Annotated in this window: 19 protein-coding genes; all 19 read right to left on the reverse strand. The window is 68.9% G+C overall.

The features are described from left to right. Positions 1-225: 225 nt before the first annotated feature. The gene (gene yidD, locus AB1578_05220) at positions 226-504 is read right to left on the reverse strand and encodes a membrane protein insertion efficiency factor YidD (protein MEW6487302.1); all 279 of its coding nucleotides are present in this window, start codon (positions 502-504) and stop codon (positions 226-228) included. Positions 505-746: 242 nt separating this feature from the next. Next, a complete protein-coding gene (locus tag AB1578_05225) occupies positions 747-1,316 on the reverse strand; it encodes a TlpA disulfide reductase family protein (GenBank protein ID MEW6487303.1) in 570 nt (189 codons plus the stop codon). 71 nt (positions 1,317-1,387) lie between these two features. Beyond that, positions 1,388-2,206: a phosphate/phosphite/phosphonate ABC transporter substrate-binding protein gene (locus tag AB1578_05230; GenBank protein MEW6487304.1), complete on the reverse strand. Its 819-nt coding sequence runs from the start codon at positions 2,204-2,206 to the stop codon at positions 1,388-1,390. Between the two features lie 114 nt (positions 2,207-2,320). Beyond that, a complete protein-coding gene (locus AB1578_05235; GenBank protein MEW6487305.1) occupies positions 2,321-3,205 on the reverse strand; it encodes a right-handed parallel beta-helix repeat-containing protein in 885 nt (294 codons plus the stop codon). Between the two features lie 7 nt (positions 3,206-3,212). After that, positions 3,213-3,779, reverse strand: a complete 567-nt coding sequence (locus AB1578_05240; protein MEW6487306.1) for a TlpA disulfide reductase family protein — start codon at positions 3,777-3,779, stop codon at positions 3,213-3,215. 10 nt (positions 3,780-3,789) lie between these two features. Then, positions 3,790-4,893, reverse strand: coding sequence for a multiheme c-type cytochrome (locus AB1578_05245; protein MEW6487307.1), 1,104 nt, complete (start codon positions 4,891-4,893; stop codon positions 3,790-3,792). Positions 4,894-4,933: 40 nt separating this feature from the next. After that, entirely contained in the window at positions 4,934-6,175 is a 1,242-nt protein-coding gene (locus AB1578_05250; protein MEW6487308.1) for a multiheme c-type cytochrome, read from the reverse strand. Next, positions 6,172-7,029: a NosD domain-containing protein gene (locus AB1578_05255; protein ID MEW6487309.1), complete on the reverse strand. Its 858-nt coding sequence runs from the start codon at positions 7,027-7,029 to the stop codon at positions 6,172-6,174. The genes AB1578_05250 and AB1578_05255 overlap by 4 nt, the downstream gene beginning before the upstream one ends. 1 nt (position 7,030) lies before the next feature. Continuing rightward, complete coding sequence (locus tag AB1578_05260) at positions 7,031-7,564, reverse strand: TlpA disulfide reductase family protein (GenBank protein MEW6487310.1); 534 nt, start codon at positions 7,562-7,564, stop codon at positions 7,031-7,033. A gap of 108 nt (positions 7,565-7,672) precedes the next feature. Continuing rightward, a complete protein-coding gene (locus AB1578_05265) occupies positions 7,673-7,894 on the reverse strand; it encodes a hypothetical protein (GenBank protein MEW6487311.1) in 222 nt (73 codons plus the stop codon). A gap of 37 nt (positions 7,895-7,931) precedes the next feature. Beyond that, a complete protein-coding gene (locus AB1578_05270) occupies positions 7,932-8,771 on the reverse strand; it encodes a 4Fe-4S binding protein (GenBank protein ID MEW6487312.1) in 840 nt (279 codons plus the stop codon). Next, complete coding sequence (locus tag AB1578_05275) at positions 8,768-9,703, reverse strand: hypothetical protein (GenBank protein ID MEW6487313.1); 936 nt, start codon at positions 9,701-9,703, stop codon at positions 8,768-8,770. The genes AB1578_05270 and AB1578_05275 overlap by 4 nt, the downstream gene beginning before the upstream one ends. A gap of 1,435 nt (positions 9,704-11,138) precedes the next feature. Further along, positions 11,139-11,588 carry a hypothetical protein gene (locus AB1578_05280; GenBank protein MEW6487314.1) on the reverse strand — a complete coding sequence of 150 codons (450 nt, stop codon included), beginning with the start codon at positions 11,586-11,588 and terminating at the stop codon, positions 11,139-11,141. A 15-nt stretch (positions 11,589-11,603) separates the two neighbouring features. After that, entirely contained in the window at positions 11,604-11,945 is a 342-nt protein-coding gene (locus tag AB1578_05285; protein MEW6487315.1) for a P-II family nitrogen regulator, read from the reverse strand. A 10-nt stretch (positions 11,946-11,955) separates the two neighbouring features. Beyond that, the gene (locus tag AB1578_05290; GenBank protein MEW6487316.1) at positions 11,956-15,051 is read right to left on the reverse strand and encodes a CusA/CzcA family heavy metal efflux RND transporter; all 3,096 of its coding nucleotides are present in this window, start codon (positions 15,049-15,051) and stop codon (positions 11,956-11,958) included. 21 nt (positions 15,052-15,072) lie between these two features. Next, the gene (locus tag AB1578_05295; GenBank protein ID MEW6487317.1) at positions 15,073-16,578 is read right to left on the reverse strand and encodes an efflux RND transporter periplasmic adaptor subunit; all 1,506 of its coding nucleotides are present in this window, start codon (positions 16,576-16,578) and stop codon (positions 15,073-15,075) included. A gap of 13 nt (positions 16,579-16,591) precedes the next feature. After that, positions 16,592-17,860: a TolC family protein gene (locus tag AB1578_05300; GenBank protein MEW6487318.1), complete on the reverse strand. Its 1,269-nt coding sequence runs from the start codon at positions 17,858-17,860 to the stop codon at positions 16,592-16,594. A gap of 179 nt (positions 17,861-18,039) precedes the next feature. Continuing rightward, the gene (locus AB1578_05305) at positions 18,040-18,492 is read right to left on the reverse strand and encodes a hypothetical protein (GenBank protein ID MEW6487319.1); all 453 of its coding nucleotides are present in this window, start codon (positions 18,490-18,492) and stop codon (positions 18,040-18,042) included. After that, positions 18,489-19,286 (reverse strand): DsbC family protein, encoded by a 798-nt coding sequence (locus AB1578_05310; protein MEW6487320.1) that lies wholly within the window; start codon positions 19,284-19,286, stop codon positions 18,489-18,491. Before AB1578_05310 ends, AB1578_05305 begins: the two co-directional genes overlap by 4 nt. Positions 19,287-19,322: the final 36 nt, after the last annotated feature.

The raw sequence follows: 19,322 nt of genomic DNA on the forward strand, positions 1-19,322 counted from the left end.
GCCGGCCGCGAGCCGCCCTCCCCCCCGGCGCCTCAACAGGGGTGGACGGACGAAGTGCCGACGACGCGAGGTTTCACATAGGTGAGCTTCTTCATCTCCGTCTCCTTTCCGAGCAGGGCGAGGGCAGCGGTTCGCCCCCGCGGTTTGAGGAACCCCATCGGTTGCTCTTCCGCGCGCGACCGGCTCTGCAGCACGTGCCGCGTGGGCTTCGAAACAAGAGTCGCCTCACGGGTCGAGCCGGCCTCTCAGGAAGGCCAGGTCGTCCTCCACGGGGGCGTACACCCGCCATCTGCCCCCTACGAAGATCCGCGGTGAGAACGCCGCCTCGTCGGCGTCGGACAGGAGCCGTCCCGCCGTCAGGGCAATCCCCAGCACCGGTCCGTGCTCGCGCAGCGCCTCCACAGCGTACGCCGAGCAGGTGGGGTAGCTCGGACAACGGGGCCCGTCGACCCGGCTCACCGTGGTCTGGAACAGTCGGACCGCCCACATCAGCGGAAGGGCCACCGGGTTGGTCGAAGCTTCCGCCTCTTTGGGCGGCGCACGGCGCCAGCCCGGAGGATCCCAGCCCGCGCTGGCGGTTGCCGCAGCTACCAGCAACGCGCCGATGGCGAGGGCCAAGCAGATGGGGCATGTCATCGTCCTCTGCCGATCGTCCCCGCGGGTGGCTCCGGCTTCGTTCATCTTTCTGCTCTCCCTGACGCTGCTCCAGATCCGACCCAAGAGGACCGAGACGCCGTTCAGTTGCTTCATTGCCTGCACATCTCCAGAAGTTTCTGCACTTCTTCTTCGATCACCGCTCCGAGTGCAGGTTTGAACCCCGTGTGGACCGCCCTCACCATGCCGGTCCTGTCGATGAGCACCGTGACCGGTACGGCCCACGGTGCGTAGCGCGCCGAGGCGCTCAGGTCCGGGTCCAGCGCCACCGGGTACGGAAAGACGATCCCCCGCGTCTGCAGGGTCTCCCGAAGCCTCGCCGGCCCGCCGTTGTCAATGTTGACCCCGAGCACCTGGAACCCCCGCCCCCCGTACTCGGCCTGGAGCCGGGAGAGGAGCGGGAACTCCTCCAGGCATGGGGCGCAGGAGATGCTCCAGAACTGGAGCAGAATGGCCTTCTGCCCCACGATCTCGGACAGGGTGACCACCCCGCCGCCGAGGGCGGGGGCGGCGAAGTCGAAGTAGGGCCTGCCCACCTCCACCGTGCCGTTTCCCGGCGGCCGTGGCCCCGCCAGGGGCATCACCTCGCCCACCAGCCGGGGCCCCGCACAGCCGAACACTAGGACTAGGGGCACCAGCAGCACCAAGAGCAGAGGCCTCATGGTGCTCGGCTCGTCCGGCCTCGGCCGATCCAAGCAACGGTGTCTACGCAACGAGCCACCACGCGAGCCAATTAGTACTCCTCGTAGGGCGGCATCTTCGCCAGCCGCGCCCAGCGGCGGATCTCGTCGTAGTCGGCGTCGGTCAGGGCTTCGTAACCCGCGATCTGCGCCCGTTTGAGCACCCGAAGGGTTTCCCCGCCGGTAGGCGCTGTGGTTCGGTCGTCGAGGGCCAGAAGGGCCGCGCGCACCTTGCCGACCCAGGCATCGGAGACGCCGGGGGCCGCGGCGAAGGTGCAGTAGGGGGCCAGCGGGCTGCGGCCCAACACGGTGAAATCGTCGGGCGCCACGCGCCCGTCGGCGCCCATCTCCTCCAGGTCGATCAGGGGCGCGGTGCCGGCGTCGAAGCCGCCGTACAGGACGGAGTAGAGGATCTTCTGGTGCTTCATGCTCCCTCTCGGGATTCCGTAGTAGGCCAGGTCCTGTTCCGGGTCGATGCCCCCTTCCAGCATCAGCGCGTACTGGGCCAGGAATCCGAACGGTGCCCATTGCGGCCCGAAGACGACCCGCTTGCCCTTGAGGTCGGCCAGGGGTTGGAGCCCCGAGTCCTTGCGGGCGATGATCACCCCGCGGGTCCTGGCCCCGAACGCCCCCCGCCTCTCGGCCGCGATCGGTCGCACGCCGTGGCGCTCGCGCAGGACCACGTAGAGGAGCGAGTTCGTGTGGGTAAACTCGAAATCCCCCTGCTGATAAGCGCTTTCCACGTCGACCGTGTCCAGATACACCGCCTCGAATCGAGCCCCGGTGGATTCGGAGAGATACGCCGTGAGCGGGTCGAACCTCTCTCGGGTCTCTTCGAGGGAGTTGCAGATCATGTACCCGATGCGAAGCACGGGCGGGCGACTCACGCCGGCAAGCCGGTAGGGACGAGAACAGCACGAGCCCCGCGACCAGCCCGAGCAGGGGCCGGGGCGGTCTGGCGTGCCCCGGTCGTTTCGCTTTCGGGATCACGGTCGTCTCTCCCGGGGGGCCCACGGGCCGGAGAGGCGGGGTTCGACGATCACCCGACCGACCCCTTCGGAGTCGGCTCCGTCAAAAATCTTCTGCGCCAAGGCGGTCGAGTCCGCTGCGCCCCACCAGTTGTTCGAGGCGTCCACATCCGAGGTTTGCAGCTCTCCCAGTTTGACGGCGTACTCCAGATCACCGAAGTTGTTGTGCCTGACCAGCGCACCTTCGACCTCCTGGCGGAAGAAGATCCCGGTGAGGTTGGCGACGAAGGAGTTGCCTTCGATCACCGGGGAGGCACGCCACAGGCGCACGCCGATCCGGTTGCCCTCGAACCGATTGGCTCGCAGCACGATCTCGCCGCCCCGGCCCCGCACGCCGCCGTAGTTGTCCCAGAACCGGCACGCCTCCACGGTCCCGCGGGTGTCGTGGAGGTGGAGTCCCCACGGACCCCGCCGAAACACGCAGTGTCGGAAGCGCGCGTCTTGGGCCTCCCGGACGTCCACCATGTTCTCCAGCGGGTTCTGGCGGGGTTCCACGGGCGTGAACAGGATGGGGGCCTCCTCGGTTCCCTCGGCGTGAATCCTCCCGTGGACCGTGATCCAGGCCGAGTCGGGTTCGAGCTCCTCGGTCTCGGGCAGGTCGAAGAAGACCCGCGTGCCCGGCTGGAGGGTGAGGGCGGCGCCCGTGGGCACGACCACCGGTCCCACCACCCGGAGGTCGCCGGACCAAATCGGGCTGCCGGACAGGGTCTGGCCAGCGACAATCCGCGCCTCGTGCGGGACGTCGAATCGAGCCACTTCCGGAGGAGGCGCACCCCAGGCGGGCGCCCACCCGAGAAGCCCGAGGAAGGCGATGAAACCCGCAGCGAGGGCCCACTTTGTCACGGCCGTATCACGGTTTGCACGCCGGGTCAGCCAACAGTTCGTCGAGCACGAACGGCACCTCGCTGATGCCGTCGGCGTAGTCGCCCACGTGGCTGTAGCGGATCACGCCCTGGCAGTCGATGATCACCTTGAGCGGGATCGGTCCCGAAAGGCCGTAGGTCTTGGTGGCCACCTCGAACTCGGTGTCCAAGAGCAGCGGGTAGGTGAGCCCGAACTTCTCCTTGAGCTCCCGGATCTTCTCCCGGTCCTTCTTGTCGCCGCGGCTCAGGGTGATCCCGAGGAGCACGTACCCCTTGTCCTTGTACTCCTCGTACTCCCGAACCAGCCGAGGCATTTCGCTCTTGCAGATGTCGCACCAGGTGGCCCAGAACTCCAGCATCACCACCTTCTTGCGCAGGAACTGGCCCAGCGAGATCGGCTGGCCGGTAGAGAACTCCTCCAGGGTGAAGTCCGGAGCCCGGTCCCCGAGCTGGAGCCGCATGGCCGTGTCCTGGGCTGCGGCGCGGGGCACGAGCCCGGGGAAAGAAGCGGCAGCGGCCGCAACGACGGCGAGCAGGGCGATTCTCCGCATCATGGTGTGCTCCTCAGTGGTCGATCCGCCCCGGCGCCCGCCACTGCTCGACGAGCCGTCGGGACCATTCGAGATCCCGGCCTTCGTGACACTTGCCGCAGTACTTCTCGATCTCGGGGTCGTAGCACTGCTGCACGTGGACCAGAAAGTACCCGTAGGAGTGGATGTCTTGCTCGTCGGACACGTTCATGATGTCCTTCGTCTTCTGGACATGACAGTCGAAGCAGGCCAGATCCGTGCCGGCCGGGTGGCGGGTGTGCTCGGGGTACTTTTCCTTGAACTCGTGGCAGCCGAAGCAGAAGTCCAGGGCCGCCGCGTTCTCGTTCTTCTTGGTCTCGGGAGCGCCCGGGATGCCGCACACGTCGCACTTGCTCTTGCCGGCCTTGCGGTCCTCCTGCCACTTGTCGTAGGCGCGCAGGATCGCCTGGGAATTGGTCTCCCCGGGCTGCACGTCGTTGGGAACGTAGTGGTGGCCGAGGTCTTCCCCCGGCGTGAAGGCCACGGGGAAGTGGTAGGTGCCCGAGGGGTCTTTCCCTCGCACGTGACAGGCGGCGCAGATCATCTTGCGGCGGTCTTCCGGAAGCTTCGCCGGTTGGACGATGGCGGCCTCGCCTCCCGCCTCTGCGTGGGCCTTGCCCGGGCCGTGGCACGACTCGCACCCGATCCGGTGCTCCGTCTCCGTGCCCGTGTCGGGCTCGTAGGCGGTCACGTGGCACCCCCGGCAGTACTTGCTGTACGGCATCTTGCGCCACCCCCACACGTTGTAGGGCTGCCAGGTCCGGGACGGAACGCTCCAAAGTTTCGGCAGGACGTAGTAGTCGTCGTCGATCTTCTTCATGTACCGCTGGTCCCAGTGCCCGCCGATGGTGTATTCCACCTCGTCCCGCGTGAAGGGGAGGCCGGGCGCGGTGAAGTCGCCGAGGATGGCCGATGGGTCTTTCTTGGCGTCCTTGACCACCGTGGCGTGAAAGGTCTCCTTCCAGCCATCGTATTTCTCTTTGTGGCACTCGGCGCACCGGTCGCTCCCCGCGTACCCGGCGGGGTCCAGCATCTCCGCCGCGCTCGGCCCCGAGCCGAGCGTGAGCGCCAACGCGCCCGTCGCGATCATCCTTCGCATCACCGAGCTTCCTCCTGTGTCGTTTTGCCTCTTGCACGTGTCATTGGATCAGGAACCGGTCCACGATGCGTCTCGACTCCTGCCGGGCCCACCCGTCGTCTCGGTCTTCCTTGAGTTGGGTGTTGTGGCAGTACACGCACGCCTCCGCCGTGGTCATCTCCCGGGGGTACCGGACCGGCAACAGGTGGAAGTCCGGAGCGTAGTACTGGCACCGGTCTCCGGACACGCTCCCGGGCTCGTGGCACTCGGTGCAGGCCGGGGCCGGCTGGCTGAAGTCGAATTTGTGGTCGTGGATCGAGTAGGTCGTCCCGCGTTTCGCCATCCGGGGCACGTGGCAGTCCCGGCACTCGACCTTCTCCGGCCGGTGCCCGGAGTGCTGTAGGAAGTTCTCGCTGCGGTACTTGTGGCAGGTGCCGCAGTACTCGCTGGGGCCCATGATCCGCTCCTTGGGCGCTGAGATCCCCCGGTCGAAACCGCATACCTCGCAGGCCCGCGTGGTGGAGTAGAACTTCGACTGGAAGAAGCGCCACATGCGCTGGCGCTCCAGGAAGTCCATGGAGCCCCAGTACCACCGTTTGCTGTTGGGCTTGGGCATGAAGAACTCGGTGAGGTAGTCGTTGAGGTCTTCCCCGGGCACGTAGCCCACGGGAAAGGGGTACTTGCCCGTGACCGTGTCGGTGCCGTCCGTGTGGCACGCCATGCAGATCATCTGGGCCCGGTCGGGTGGCAGGTTGGCCGGGTTGACGATCTCCGAGAGACGCCCTCCCGTCTCCACGTGCTTCTTTCCCGGGCCGTGGCAGGATTCGCAGCCCACGCCCGGCTCGAAGAAGCTCTCGGTCTCCGGGTCGAAGCCCACCGTGTGGCACCCGTCGCAGTGGACGTTGTAGGGCTGCTCCCGCCAGTTCCAGATGCTGTAAGGCTCCCACTTGCGTTTGGCGACGTTCCAGTACTTGGGCAGGACGTAAAGGACCCCGTCGATCCGGGTGAGGTACTTCTGGACCCAGTGACTCCCCAGGACGTACACGACGTCCTCCCGGCCGAAGGGGATGTCCTCGTTGAAGTCGGTGGCCAGGATCGCGAACGGATCCCGGACCGCATCGACGAGCATCCGCGAGTGGGAGCTCAGGCGCCACTGGGCGTAGACCTCCGGGTGGCACCGGGCACAGGTGTCGCTGCCCGCGTACCCGGGGAGGCCCCCGAACTCTGCTCTCGCCTCACCGGCGACCAGGGTGAAGGCGAAAAGGCCCCCGGCGACCAAGGCGCAAACAGCCGAACGATTCATTCCGTCTCCCCCGGTCTTTCGTCCCTGGCGGGGTCCCATCGGGGCCATCCGCGGGGCCCGGCCTCCGAGACCTCCCCGGGAGTCGTCTCGAGCCTGGCCTCCGGCCGGCCGGCGCCCGCGTCCTCGCCCGAGGGGGGCGCTCCGCCCCAGTCGTTGCCCCGGGTGCGGACGGCGCCGGTGAAGAAATCCCCGAGCCGGAACGGGTGGTCGTTCTCCCGGAACACGTTGCGCTCGAACGCCGAGCCCTCGTCGGTCTCGAAGAGGAAGATCCCGTTGCGGTTGCGGCGAAAGACGTTTCCGACGACGCTATTCCGGCAGCGGCGCTGATTGAGGCCCTTGCCGACGTTGCCGGTGAAGAGGCAGCGTTCCACCGCGAGGGTGGACTGGCCGAAGCGCGTGCCGTCCACGTTGTGCCGGAAGACCGAGTCCGAGATCCGTCCCTTCGAGAAGTGGACGTGGAGCCCGCGCGAAGAGCCTTCCACCACGGCGTACGCCACGTCGACCGTTCCGAAGTCCGCGCGCACCGCACCCCACTGCCCCGGCTCGACGGGCTCGGCCTCGGAGGTAAAGACGATCGGCGCGGCGGCGGTGCCCACGGCGACCAGGTCCCCTTCGATGCGCACCTCGGCGTCTCCCCACCCGTCCCCGTCGTCATCCCGGTAGGCGAAGCGGACCACCGTGCCCGGCTCCAGGACCAGGCGCGAACCGCGGGGAACGGTCACGTCTTCGGTGACCCGCACCTCCCCCCGCCACGTCACGGTTCCCGGACCCGTGTGGGGTTGTGGGGTGGCACAAGCAGCCCCGAGGAACAGGAAGCCCGCCACCGACAGGAGCCTCCGGGTTCGGCGGATCACCTCAGTTCCCCCCGCCCAGGGCCTGCTTCACCTTCTCCTCGAGCTTGATCTCGTCCCCCGGGGCGTAGCCCACGTGGTAATCGACGACCTTGCCCTGCCGGTCGATGAGTACGGTGGTGGGGAGCACGCTCACGGAGTAATCGCCGGCCACCTGCCGGCGCTTGTCGATCACCAGGGGGAAGGGGATGGGGTAGTCCAACCCTTCCACGAACCGGACGACCCGCTTCGAGCCGAAGCTGTCCAGGTTGATGCCCACGACCACGAGGCCCCTCTCCCGGTACCGCTCATAGAGGTCGATGATCTTGGGCATCTCTTCCATGCAAGCCACGCAGTAGATGGACCAGAAGTCGAGCAGGATGACGTCTTTGCCCAGATGCGGGCCGAGCTCCAGGTCTCCGTCTTCTAACAGCGGTGCGGTGAAGGAGGTGGCGGCGGCGCCGGGTTGGGGTTTGTCTGCGCCGAACGCCGGCCACGGCACGCCCGGAGCGGCGAGGCACAAGAGGGCGGCTGTGAGGAAGCTCGCGGTCGTTCGCATGGTGTCCATTGTGATTGTGGTCGTTCCCGTTTCCCGCCCCGGCGCGGGGCGCAGCCTTCGCGATCCCGATGACTCGTCCGGGGGTCACCCGACCCCGATGCAGCTCAGTCAGAGGAGCTGCCCGTTGAAGAGCACCTCGCCCCACTCGTGGCGGGCGACCCCGAAGTAGAAGGTGGCGGCCAGCAGGAGGAGCCCGGCGCCCCAGAGTGCCTTCTTCCACCGGGACCTCCACAACCCACTGCCCGCCGTGACGAGCAGCAGCAGGGCAAGGCCCAGGGGCACCGAGGCCCAGTTGTTGGCGGCTTCCAGGAACTCGAGAAGATCTTCCATGGTCAACCCCTCCGGCAGAAGGTTCGCGCCCGGCCGGTCACGCTACTTCCCGGGCCGGCTCCGGAAACGCCGCGGGCTGCTCCCCTTCTGGTCGCGAGAGCACCGTGGTCACCGTGATGGCCTCGCATGCGGTGCAGTCGAGGCACCGGATGCACTGGCCGGTGTTCTCTCCCTCGTAGACCTTGATCTCCATGGGGCAGACCTCGAAGCACTTGTCACAGTGGGTGCAGGTCTTGGCGTCCCAGTGCAGGCGCACGAAGCTCAGCCGGTTGAAGAGGCCGAAGATCGCCCCCAGGGGGCACGTGGTCTGACAGAAGGGGCGTTTGGCGATGATCGACGAAGTGGTGAAGAAGATCAGCATGGCCAGCTTGATCCAGAAGAGGTCCTGGATCATGTTCCGGATGTCCCCGCTGATCGTCACCCACGGGAGGCCGCCGGCCAACGTCCCGGCGGGACAGAGCTTGGAGAACCAGTTCTGGCCCGTCACCCACGGCAGGACGAACACCAGCACGACCAGCACGATGTAGCGAAACGGCCGGAGGTACCGCGGGATGCGGATCTTGAACGACCGGAGCTTGTAGAGGAGATCCTGGAAGAACCCGAATGGGCAGATCGTGCCGCACGGCATGCGCCCGATGAACGCGCCGACGGCGCCCAGGTACCCCATCACGTAGTAGGGGATAGAGCGCACCACCATGAAGTGCTGGAGCGACCCGAGGGGGCAGGAGAAGAAGGCCGAGGGGCAGGCGTAGCAGTTCAGCGCCGGGATGCAGAACCCCTTGCCCGCCCCCTGGTACACGGCCTTGGCCCAGTAGCCTTTGAGCCAGCCGTTGGCCCCGAGGCTCGTGCCCAGTTGGAGGTAGCGTCGCAGTCTCATGCAGGCACGCTCCTTTCGTTCGCCCTCGGATGGTCGAAGAGGGCGCGGCCAGCCGTCGTGCTTCCCCGCCCGGAGGCATGCGGTGGGATAGGGCTTGCCCCGAGGGACGGCGGGATCCGGTCGACGGTCAGCCGGAGATAGGCCACGATTCGGGGCACTCGGCGGGTGCCTCCGACCGCGGCCAGCGCCCCGGCGAAGACGAGGAGTCCGCCGGCCGCGGCCCAGGCCAATCCCGGGTCCCTCACTACCCAGAAGCGCAGGTACTCGCACCCCGGCGTGAACTCGGTCAACCGAAAGAACAGAGCCCCGCCGCGTGCTCGGTCCAGGCCGGGCAGGGCGCGATAGACCAGGAAGGAGTCGGCTCCGCGTAGCGGGTCGCGAACGACCAGGCGAACCGCCGGGCCGAGATCGTTTCGGCTCTCCCAGAGTCCGGTCACCAGGACCTGCGTTCCGGTGCCGGGTACGGCGACCGCGTCTCCCTCCCCCACTTCCAGTCCATCCAGCAGAGGTGTCCCATCCCGGTCGAAGATGCTGAGCACCCCTCGCGCTCCGACGCGGACCTCGCCCGCCGGGTAGAGGCGCAGGCCGTCCGAGAACCACACCGTGTTGCCTGCCCGGATGGGAGTCGTGTCGCCAGCATCTTCCCCTGCGCGTCGCACGACGACGCCCCCCTGATTCGGGTCGCCTTCCGGCGGGTACTCCAGCGCGAACGGGAGAGGGACGGCGGTGCCGTCGCGGAGCGTTGCGGTGTTCGCGATCCCGAAGCGCGGGACCAGCACTTGCCCCCGAAGCCCCCGTCCCTCCCCCAGCGCATGCCCGAGCAGTGCCAGGAGAAGGCCGCTGTGGGCAACCAGGAGGCCGGTCCGGACCCGGGGTCCGACGCCCGTGGACTCCGCCGCCGGCTTGGCCACGCAACCAGCGACGGCGCTCACGGAAAGGCCTGCCACCAGAACCCATAGGAGAGGGGCGAGGGCCGCCACCGGCGACGTCGCCGCCGCCTCAGCCCATCCGGCGGGTGCGCCCCGGAAACGTCCAGACGCCGCGAACGTGCCAGCCAGCGCCAACGCTGCGAGAAGACATAACGAAACCTTGGGAGAGCCGAGGGCCGCCAAGAGCCCTCGGGCCGGTCTGTGAATTCCCATCAGATGCCCCAATCGTCACGAAACGGTGAGCAACTGCCGCTGTGATGGCCGTCGCAGCCCCATGTTGTGCGACGGCGCGGCAAAGCGACGCTACGGCGCGGGGCGATCACGCCCGGCCCGCCGAAACGCCCGGCTCGGGATGCGGATCAGGAAGAGATGGGAACGGGGGGGAGTGGTTCCAGAGGCGTCAGGGGCGCCCTGCGGGGCAGTTCGTCGGGGTCCAACGCTTGGACTCGAGGATCGCACGAAGCGGCGGGAGTGGAGGCGACATAGGGCGCGCAGCAACTGCAGAGCATGCTGGGGCAGTTCCGCTCGCCGTCGCGGGGGGTCTCCCGCCGGCAGCAGACCGTGGCGCAGATCTGCGTCTCCTCCGCCTCATCGCTCCGTGCGCTGGCGCACGGCGGCACAACGGTCGTCTGCGCGACGAATGCCGCGAGGACGAGGCACATGACCCAGATGCTGTTAACCCGACCGGAAAAAGCCACTCAATCTCCTCAGCCCCAGATGAACCTCAAGTAGGATGATAGGGAATCTGCACGTCACGGGTCAAGTGATTGTTTTCGCATGGCGACGGCGGGCCGATAAAGAACCTATCGACTGCTTGGGACGGGATCGTGAGGCGTCTCTCATGGGCTCGGCGACATCGGCATGCGTTGGAAAGCCGTCCCCCGAGAGGGACCGCCGGTTCTACACACACCGGGGGACTTGGCGTCTGCCGGTCGTCAGCGGTCGCGGTCACGCTCCTCTTCGATCGCGGTGTTCTCGCCGCACGTCCCGCCCGCGTCGAGGAGTGTCCCGTGGGGCAGGATTCTTAGGCGGATTCCTCGACCGCGCAGACCGGGCAAGCGCGCGGCAAAGGACACGGCCGGACGTCCCTCTTCCGTTCTTATGACATGGTAAGGTGCGCTGGCCGTGGCGAGAAGTGACCCGTCCGGCGCGTATACCGCGATGTCGGCGTGGCCCGTTTCGGCAGCCTCGCCGCCCCTGTGCACGACCCCTTCCACCCGAACATCTCGCCCCTCTCCCCAGACCCGGGTCTGGAGGCGGAATGCCTCACGGCGCGCAGCCCGGTCCACGTTGGTCGCCGCGGAACTCGGGCCCTGCTCGGCTCGGGGTGCGGTGCACCCGAGCAGGGTAAGGCCCGCCAGGAGGACCGCAGTCCCCCTGGCGAGCGTCCCCGCAAGCGGATTCATCCGGGGTTCGCTCCCAGCATGTGGGCCCGGGGTCAGGCGCCCCTCGCGGCCGCGTTTTCCCCGCAGCCTGCCTCGGAGCTCCCCGCAGAGCCCTTGGCGTGGTAGCGCACCCGGACCCCGCCGCCGTCCGGCACGGACTCGGCCAGACGAGCCGTGAACCGTGCCGACTGTTTTCCACCCCGCTGCATGTGGTGGGGGAAGGGGTCGGCGCTGGCTTCCGCCACCGGGCGTCCACCAGCGTCCAGGACCGCCACGTCCACATGGCCCCGGACCGGGGAGGGGAAGAGCCTCTCGACCCTTCCCGTGACGACCAGGCCTTGTTCTTCCCGGTGTGCCGCGACTCCGGTCACGCGCGGGCCAACTCCCTCCACTACATCCACGGGGACCGCAGGACCGCCGGATACCGTGATGCCGGTTGCCGCGCACCCCAACGTGAGACCGAGACACCCGAAGACCAACACCAATCTCAGCACGTTCTTCATGGCGCTTCTCCTCCCTCAGACGGCGCCTTCGCCGCGCTCGCCGGTGCTGATTCGCACCGCTTGCTCCACGTCGGAGACGTAGATCTTGCCGTCGCCCTTGAGGCCCGTGTGGGCCGTCTGTTGGATGGTGCGGATGACCTCGTCCACCAGGTCGTCCCGGCAGACGATCTCGAGCTTGACGCCGGTGACATAGTCGATCAGATCGTCCACGACACGATGCGGCTGGTCCTTGGCCCGCCCACGGCCGAAGCCCCGGACGTCGGTCACGCTGATGCCCGTGAGGCCCTCGATTTTGTGCAGGGCCAGGGTCACGGGCGCGAGCTTGTGCTTCTTGATGTACGCCTTGATCTCTTTCATCGGGGTCTCCTCACAGAGTCTGGACCGAACGGTTGGGGTCGATGGCGAACCACTTGTAGAGGGCGGGGAGCACGAGCAGGGTGAGCACCGTGGAGGTCACGAGGCCACCCACCACCACGGTGGCCAGCGGCCGCTGCACCTCGCTCCCCGTCCCGGTGGAGACCAGGAGCGGCGCGAGCCCCAGGAGCGTGGTGATCGCGGTCATGAGCACCGGCCGCAGGCGCACGCAGGCGCCCTCGACGCAGGCCTCGGCCAGGGGCACCCCGTCCCGCAGGAGCTGGTTCAGGTACTGGACCAGCACCATCCCATTCTGGAGCGCGATGCCAAAGAGCGCGATGAACCCCACCGACGCCGGCACCGAGAGGTTCTGACCCGTGAGCCACAGGGCCACGGCGCCGCCGACCAGGGCCAGGGGGATGTTGAGGATGATGAGGAGCGAGCTCTTGAGCGAGTTGAAGTTCGAGTAGAGGAGCAGGAACACCACCAGGAGGGTGATCGGTACTACCAGGGCGAGCCGCTTGTTGGCCTCCTGCTGGAGTTCGAACTGGCCGCCCCACTCCACGAGGTATCCGGGCGGGAGCTTCGCCTCCGCGTCGATGGCGGCCTGGGCGTCCGCCACGAAGGTGCCGATGTCTCGGCCCCGCACGTTGCACTGCACGGCGATGAAGCGCTGGTTGTTCTCCCGGGTGATCTGGCGAGGGCCCACGATCTCCTCGATCCGGGCAAGGTCCCGGAGCGGCACGAGCCCCCCGGCCGGCGCCGGGATCAGGATGCGCCCGATGTCCTCCGGGGTGGCGCGGTCGGCCTTGGCGTAGCGCACCACGATGGCGAAGCGGGCCACGCCCTCGAAGATCTGGCCCGCCTCCTCGCCCCCCACCGCGGCGCTCACCACCTCCTGGACCTCGGCCACGTTGATGCCGTGGCGGGCGATGGCGTCCCGGTCGATGGTGACGCGCACCTGGGGGGTACCGCTCACCTGATCGCGCTGCACGTCGGCCGCGCCGGGCACCTCCCGGATCACGGCCTCCACCCGGGCCGAGACCTCCTTGAGCACCTCCATGTCCGGCCCGAAGATCTTCACTGCGAGCTCGGCCTTGGTGCCGGTGAGGAGCTCGTCCACCGCCGCGGCGATGGGCTGGGTGAAGTTGAACTGGGTGCCGGGGAAGCTCTCGAAGGCCTCGCCCATAGCCGCGTAGAGGGCGTCGGGGGTCTTCGCGGTCGTCCACTCGGCCTCGGGCTTCAGGGCCACGAAGGCCTCGGCCGAGTTCACCGGGTCGGCGTGGGCCCCCACCTCGCCCCGCCCCACCCGGGTGACCACCCGCGTGACCTCGGGGAACTGCGCCATGAGGCGCCGCTCGAAGCGGAGCATCGTGTCCCGGGCCTCCTCGAGTGAAATCGACGGCGCCATGGTGGCGCGCACGAGCAGGTCTCCCTCGTTGAGCCTCGGCACGAACTCCGAGCCGAGCTGCGGGAGCACCCAGGCGCCGGCGGCGAGCATGCCGAGGGCCAGGACCACGGCCGCCAGCCGGAAGCGGACGAAGAGGCGGACCAGGGGCCGGTAGGGCACCAGGAGCACCCGCACCACCCGGCTCTCCGCCGCCTCGCCCTTCGGGCGCCGCATCAGGAGATGCGCGGCCACCGGCGCCAGGAGCAGCGCGAAGAGGAGCGACCCCAGCATGGCCAAGGACACGGTCTCGGCCAGGGGCCGGAAGGTCTTGCCCTCGACCCCCTGGAGGGTGAAGAGGGGCAAGAAGACCAGGATGATGATGGACACGGCGAACAGGATGGGCCGGCCCACCTCGGCGCAGGCCCGGGCCACCACGTGGACCCGGGGCTCGGCCGGGTCGGACTGCCGGAGCATCCGGTCCACGTTCTCCACCATGACGATGGTGCCGTCCACCAGCATGCCGATGGCGATGGCGAGCCCCCCCAGGCTCATGAGGTTGGCCGAGACCCCGAGGACCTTCATCAGGATGAAGGCGAAGAGGAGCGAGAAGGGAATCGAGAGCGCCACCACCGCGCTCGGCCGAAGTCCTCCCATGAAGAGCAGGAGCACCAGGGCCACCAGCGCGATGCCCTGGACCAGGGCGTCGGTCACCGTGGCCACGCACTTCGCCACCAGGGTGGCCTGGTCGTAGTAGGGGACGACCCGCACCCCGGGCGGGAGCACCTTGTTGACCTCCGCCAGGCGCGCCTTGACGTCGGCGATCACCTGGGAGGTGTTGGTGCCGATGAGCTTCAGGACCATGCCGGCCACGGTCTCGCCTTTGCCGTCCATGGTGGCGAGCCCCCGGCGGATCTCCCCGCCGATCTCCACATCGGCCACCTGGCTGAGATACACCGGCGTGCCCCCCACCGACTTCACCACCACCCGCTCGAGGTCCGCGGCGTCCTCGGCCAGCCCCACCGACCGGACGATGTACTCCTCCTTGTTCTTCACGATGAACTGGGCGCCGGCGTTGGCGTTGTTGGCCCGCAGCGCCTCCACCACGTCGTGGAGCCCGAGGCCGTAGCGCACGAGGTCCATGGGCCGCACGGCCACCTGGAACTGCTTCACCTCGCCCCCCAGGCTGAGAATCTCGGTGACGCCGGGCACGGCCTGGAGGTTGAACTTGATCAGCCAGTCCTGGATCGTCCGGGTCTCCTCGGGGCCGAGCTTGCCGGTCTCGTCTTCCACGAAGTAGAAGAGGATCTGCCCGAGGCCCGTGGTTATGGGGCCCATCTCGGGCTCGCCGAAGCCCTCGGGGATCTGCTCCCGGGCCTCCTGGAGCCGTTCGTTCACGAGTTGGCGGGCGAAGTAGATGTCGGTGCCGTCCTCGAAGTAGACGTTCACCACCGAGAGCCCGAAGTTCGAGACCGAGCGGAGCTCCTTCAGGTTGGGCAGGCCGTTCATGACGGCTTCGATCGGGTAGGTGACGTACTTCTCCACCTCCTCGGGCGCCAGGCCCTCGGTCTCGGCGAAGACCTGCACCAGGGCAGGGGTCACGTCGGGGAAGGCGTCCACCGGTAGGGACCGGTAGCTCAGGACCCCGGCCCCCATGACCAGGGCGGCCAGGGCCACCATCAGCAGGCGGCTGCGCAGGGTGAACTGGATGAGCTTTTCCATGGTCGGTCTCCTCTCCAGTCCTTAGTGGTTATGGCCGTCGCCGAAGCTGCCCTTGGCGAGGTGGGCCTTGAGGCCGAAGCCGCCCTCGGTTGCGTAGGCCTCCCCGGCCTGGAGCCCGGCGGTGATCTCGGCGCGGAGCTCGTTTCCGCGCCCCACGGTCACGGGCCGGGCCTCGAACCCGTCCCCCTCCTGGACGAAGACCACGGTGCGGCCGTCCACGTTGAGGAGCGCGGTCCGGGGCACGAGCACCGCCACGTCGGCCTCGTCCACCACCACCTCGCCGTTGACGAACATGCCCGGCTTCCATGCCCCCCTGGGGTTGGGCAGGCTCACCCGGGCCAGCCCGGCCCGGGTCTCGGAATCCACGGCGGGACTCACGTAGGTGATCTTCCCCTCGGCAGCGAGCCCGTCGCCGGTGGAGACGATGGCCCGGAGCCCCGCGCGGACCTGGCCCACGTCCTTGGGGTAGACGCTGAGGTCCACCCACACCGTGGCCAGGTCGGCCACCACGTAGGCGTCCGTCTCGTCGGTGAGGAGCTCGCCCCGGGTCACGTGGTGCTCGATCACCTGCCCGGCGAAGGGGGCCTTGAGCTCGTACCAGGCCAGGCGATCCTCGGGCTCCTGGTCCTCGGCCAGGCGCTGGACCGCCGGCTCGTCCAGGCCGAACACGTGGAGCTTGCGCTCCGCCGACCGCAGCCCCAAGCGGGCGACGTCGGCGGCGTGGCGCGCCTCCAGCAGGGCCTTGCGGACCTCGAAGCCCACCTGGTCCCGGGCCGAGGCGTACTCGGCGCGGGACTTCTGCAGGGCGTTCTCGGCCGCCAGGAACTCCTCCTGACTGGAGATCTGCTTGTCGAAGAGGGTCTTCTCCCGCTGGTAGGTCTGCTGGGCGAAGGTCTGTTCGGAGTAGGCCGAGACGAGGCGGCTGCGGTACTCCCCGGCCTGGGAGCCGTCCAGGGACTCCAGGCCCTCCAGGGACGGTGACCGGTCGAGCAGTTCCAGGATCTTCTGCACGTTGTCGTGGACCGCCTGGGCCCGCTCCAGGTCGGTGCGGGCGAGCTGGGTCTCCTGGGCGGCCGAGAGGAAGGCCACCTTGGCCTCCCCGAGCTCCGGGCTCTCCAGCACGGCCATCACCTGGCCCTCCTTCACCCGGTCGCCGAGCCCCACCCGCACCTCCCGGACGTAGCCCCGCACCCGGGGCACCACGTGGGCGAGCCGGTCGGTGGGCATGGCCACCTTGCCCGGGACCTTGAGGACGAGGCCGAGCTTGCCGGCCCCGGCGGTGCGGACCACGATTCCGAGCTCCTTGAGCTCGTGGGCGTCCAGGTGGACTCGGCCCTCGCCCTCGTGCTCGTCGTGCTCCTCGCCGTGTTCTTCGCCGCGCTCGTCCTCGTGGTCCCCGTCCTCGTGCTTCTCCTCTTGATGCTCCACGCCCTTCGTCCCGTGCTGGTCCTCGGCGGCGAGGGAGGGGGACGCCCAAGCGAGGGCGGCGAGCAGGCAGGTGGTCGCGATTGCGATCTTCCGGTTCATGGCTGGGTCTCCTCTATCGGGTCTCGGTGCCCTGGGGGGCGCCGGAGTTTGCAGAAGCGAGCCTCCCCGTCAGACGGGCGAGGCGGGTCCTGGCCAAATGGTAGACCTCCTGGGCGTCCAGGAGCTGGGTGCGGGCCTCCACCACGGCGCGCTGGACGTCGAGGAGGCGCTGGAGGTCGAACTTGCCGAGGCGGTACCCCTCCCGAACCGCCTCGAAGGCGGCCTCGGCGTCGGGCAGGAGGCGCTCGGTCAGGGTTTGCGCCTCGACCTGCGCGGTCTCCGCCTCCTGGTAGGCGGCCGCGAGCTCAGCCCGGAGCCGCAGGAGCGCCCCCCGGGCCTCGGCCCGGGCCTTGTTGAGACCGGCCCGCGCCTCCCCCACTCCCCCCTGGTTCCGGTCGAAAAGGGGTAGCGGCAGGGAGACCCCGACGAGGCCGGTGACCTCGTCCCCGGCGCCCACCGCGCGCAGCCCGCCCGAGAGGGTCAGATCGGGCACGGCCAGGGATCGCGCCGCTTCAAGGCCTGCCTTCTTCTGGGCGATCTCGGCCTCCCACCGGGCCAGGTCGGGGTTGTCGGGCAGGAGCGCTTCGAGCTCCGCTTCGGGCGGGAAGGGCACAGCGGCCGCGAGGGAACCCGCGAGGGTCCCCACCTCGCCCCCAGTCCCGCCCCAGAGCGCGGCGAGGCGCCGTCTCGCCCCCTCCCACCGGGATTGGGCCCGTCGCAGCTCGATCCGCGCCGAGGAGACGGCGACCCGGGCCTGGGTCTTCTCGATGGGCGAGACCTTCCCGGCGTCTACCCGCTCCTCCACCGCCCGGAGGCCGCGCTCGGTCAGGTCGGACAGGACCTCGGCTTGGGCGAGCCGCTCCTGGGCCGCCAAGGCCTCGAAGAAGGCGGTGTGCACCTCCGCCAGGAGGTCCTGCCGAGCCGACGCCTGGTCCCAGTGTGCCAGGTCGGCTTCCAGGGCGGCCGCCTGCCGCCGCTTCGCCCGCTTGCCGCCCAGCTCCAGGGCCTGCTCCAGGGCCAGGGTCGTCTCGAGGGCGTCGCCGCCCCCGGCGGCGCCCAGCTCTTCGACTTCCAGCGAGACCTCGGGGTTTGGACGGAGCCCGGCTTGAAGGGCCGCGCCCTCTCGGGCCGCGGCCTCGGCCGAGGCCGCCTGCAGGGTGGGGTGCCCGGCCAGGACCCGGGCGGTGACCTCTTCCAGGGTCAGGCCGCCGGACGCCCCGGCCTGGTTCGCCAGGGCCAGGGCCAGGCCCCCGGCGAGCCAGAGAACTCTCGGTGGTGTCATGTCGCTCCTCCGAAATCGAAAGCAGTGAGTGGGTTCTTTGCTGCCGCCCGCGTTCGGGACCTCGGGCGCGCAAGTGGGACAATCGCGGCAGGCCGCTGGCAGGCCCTCTGAGGCCGTGCCGGACGCGCCGAGAACGAGCAGGGGTCGGATGGACCCGGTCCCGGCGGGGACCGGAGGGATCAAATCCGCAGGATGATGCTCCGGATGGAGCGGAGGGCGACGGGGGGAGGCGAAGGGGAGAGGCCTTGATGTTTCAGGCGCAGGCTGAAGAGAACGGCGCCCCCGGACACGGGAAGTGTCAGCATGGGAGGTTGCGCGACACCGTGCGCCGGACCCCCGAGAGCCGACCGGCTGCGGCGCAGCCCGTCCACCGAGATCTCCTCGTGCTCGCAGGTGTGCTCGTCCGGCGGCGTCTCCGAGGAGCCGGAGGCCGGCCGGTGCTGGTCGGGCTCCCTGTCGTGATGGCGATGGGCTGCGTGGCCGCCGGCCTCCACCACGGCGTGCCCGTCCTCCCCGGTGCAGAGCAGGAAGGCCGTGCCCGCCAACACCGAGGTCGGGAGCAGCAGGACGAAGACGAGCCCGGCCGCGAGCGCCCGCCAACGGCCGCCCCCGCTCCGCAGGCGAGATCTCACTTCGGGGCCCTCTGGTCCTCGTCGAGGTACGCGAGGATCTTCTCCGCCGTCTTGTAGCCGGGAGCCACTCTCCCGTCGGGGAAGACCAGGGTAGGCGTGGAGCGGATCCCGAGGGCCTGAGCCAGCGCTTCGTTCTTCTCGATCTGGTCGGTCTCGCAGGTCGGGTCGGGAATGGGCCTGCCTTCGAGGCTGGCTTCGAGCAGGGCCTCGGAGCGGGCGCAGACGATCGCCTGGGCCTTGCGCCGGGCGTCGGGGTGGCTCTTCAGGGGAAACATCTTGACGAAGAAGGCGACGTCGGGGCGCTGTTCCACCACGCGCTTCATCTCGGGGTGAATCTTCCGGCAGTAGGGGCACTCCGGATCGTCGAAGACGACGACCTTGTGGGGCGCCTTCGGATCGCCGATCACCACGGCGTCGTCCAAGGGGATCGAGGCCGCGTCCACGCGGTTCAGCCCGATGGCCCGCTCCCGGGTGAGACTCTCCCGGCTCTGGATCTCGACCACGTCACCGGCGATCAGGAAGCGCTTCGAGAAGTCGACGTAGGCCGGAATCTTCCGCCCCTGCTTCTCCACGTCCACGGCCCAGAGGCCTGGGACCTTGCTCTCCCGCACATCCAGGACGCCGTCGACCATGCCGCCGAGGAGACTCCCCGCCTCCTCCCGACTCAGGCTGTGGCAGTCGGTGCACTTGCCCTCTCCGCAGCCGCCGTCGCCGAAGGCGAGGGACTGCCCGGTCCAGCTCAGCACGACGGCCAGCGTCCAGACCGGGGCCAGCTTCGAAATCTTGTAGGACATTGCACTCTTCTCCTGGGAACCGTTGGTTCCCGCGTC

The organism is Thermodesulfobacteriota bacterium, assembly GCA_040756475.1.
In the GTDB taxonomy this organism is placed as follows: Bacteria; Desulfobacterota; Deferrisomatia; order Deferrisomatales; family JACRMM01; genus JBFLZB01.

What these genes read in the sequence shown, in the direction of transcription:
- AB1578_05225 (MEW6487303.1), bottom strand. Translation starts at nt 1,316, where the DNA reads ATGAGGCCTCTGCTCTTGGTGCTGCTGGTGCCCCTAGTCCTAGTGTTC.
- AB1578_05240 (MEW6487306.1), bottom strand. Translation starts at nt 3,779, where the DNA reads ATGATGCGGAGAATCGCCCTGCTCGCCGTCGTTGCGGCCGCTGCCGCT.
- AB1578_05245 (MEW6487307.1), bottom strand. Translation starts at nt 4,893, where the DNA reads ATGCGAAGGATGATCGCGACGGGCGCGTTGGCGCTCACGCTCGGCTCG.
- AB1578_05250 (MEW6487308.1), bottom strand. Translation starts at nt 6,175, where the DNA reads ATGAATCGTTCGGCTGTTTGCGCCTTGGTCGCCGGGGGCCTTTTCGCC.
- AB1578_05260 (MEW6487310.1), bottom strand. Translation starts at nt 7,564, where the DNA reads ATGCGAACGACCGCGAGCTTCCTCACAGCCGCCCTCTTGTGCCTCGCC.
- AB1578_05265 (MEW6487311.1), bottom strand. Translation starts at nt 7,894, where the DNA reads ATGGAAGATCTTCTCGAGTTCCTGGAAGCCGCCAACAACTGGGCCTCG.
- AB1578_05270 (MEW6487312.1), bottom strand. Translation starts at nt 8,771, where the DNA reads ATGAGACTGCGACGCTACCTCCAACTGGGCACGAGCCTCGGGGCCAAC.
- AB1578_05280 (MEW6487314.1), bottom strand. Translation starts at nt 11,588, where the DNA reads ATGAAGAACGTGCTGAGATTGGTGTTGGTCTTCGGGTGTCTCGGTCTC.
- AB1578_05285 (MEW6487315.1), bottom strand. Translation starts at nt 11,945, where the DNA reads ATGAAAGAGATCAAGGCGTACATCAAGAAGCACAAGCTCGCGCCCGTG.
- AB1578_05290 (MEW6487316.1), bottom strand. Translation starts at nt 15,051, where the DNA reads ATGGAAAAGCTCATCCAGTTCACCCTGCGCAGCCGCCTGCTGATGGTG.
- AB1578_05295 (MEW6487317.1), bottom strand. Translation starts at nt 16,578, where the DNA reads ATGAACCGGAAGATCGCAATCGCGACCACCTGCCTGCTCGCCGCCCTC.
- AB1578_05300 (MEW6487318.1), bottom strand. Translation starts at nt 17,860, where the DNA reads ATGACACCACCGAGAGTTCTCTGGCTCGCCGGGGGCCTGGCCCTGGCC.
- AB1578_05310 (MEW6487320.1), bottom strand. Translation starts at nt 19,286, where the DNA reads ATGTCCTACAAGATTTCGAAGCTGGCCCCGGTCTGGACGCTGGCCGTC.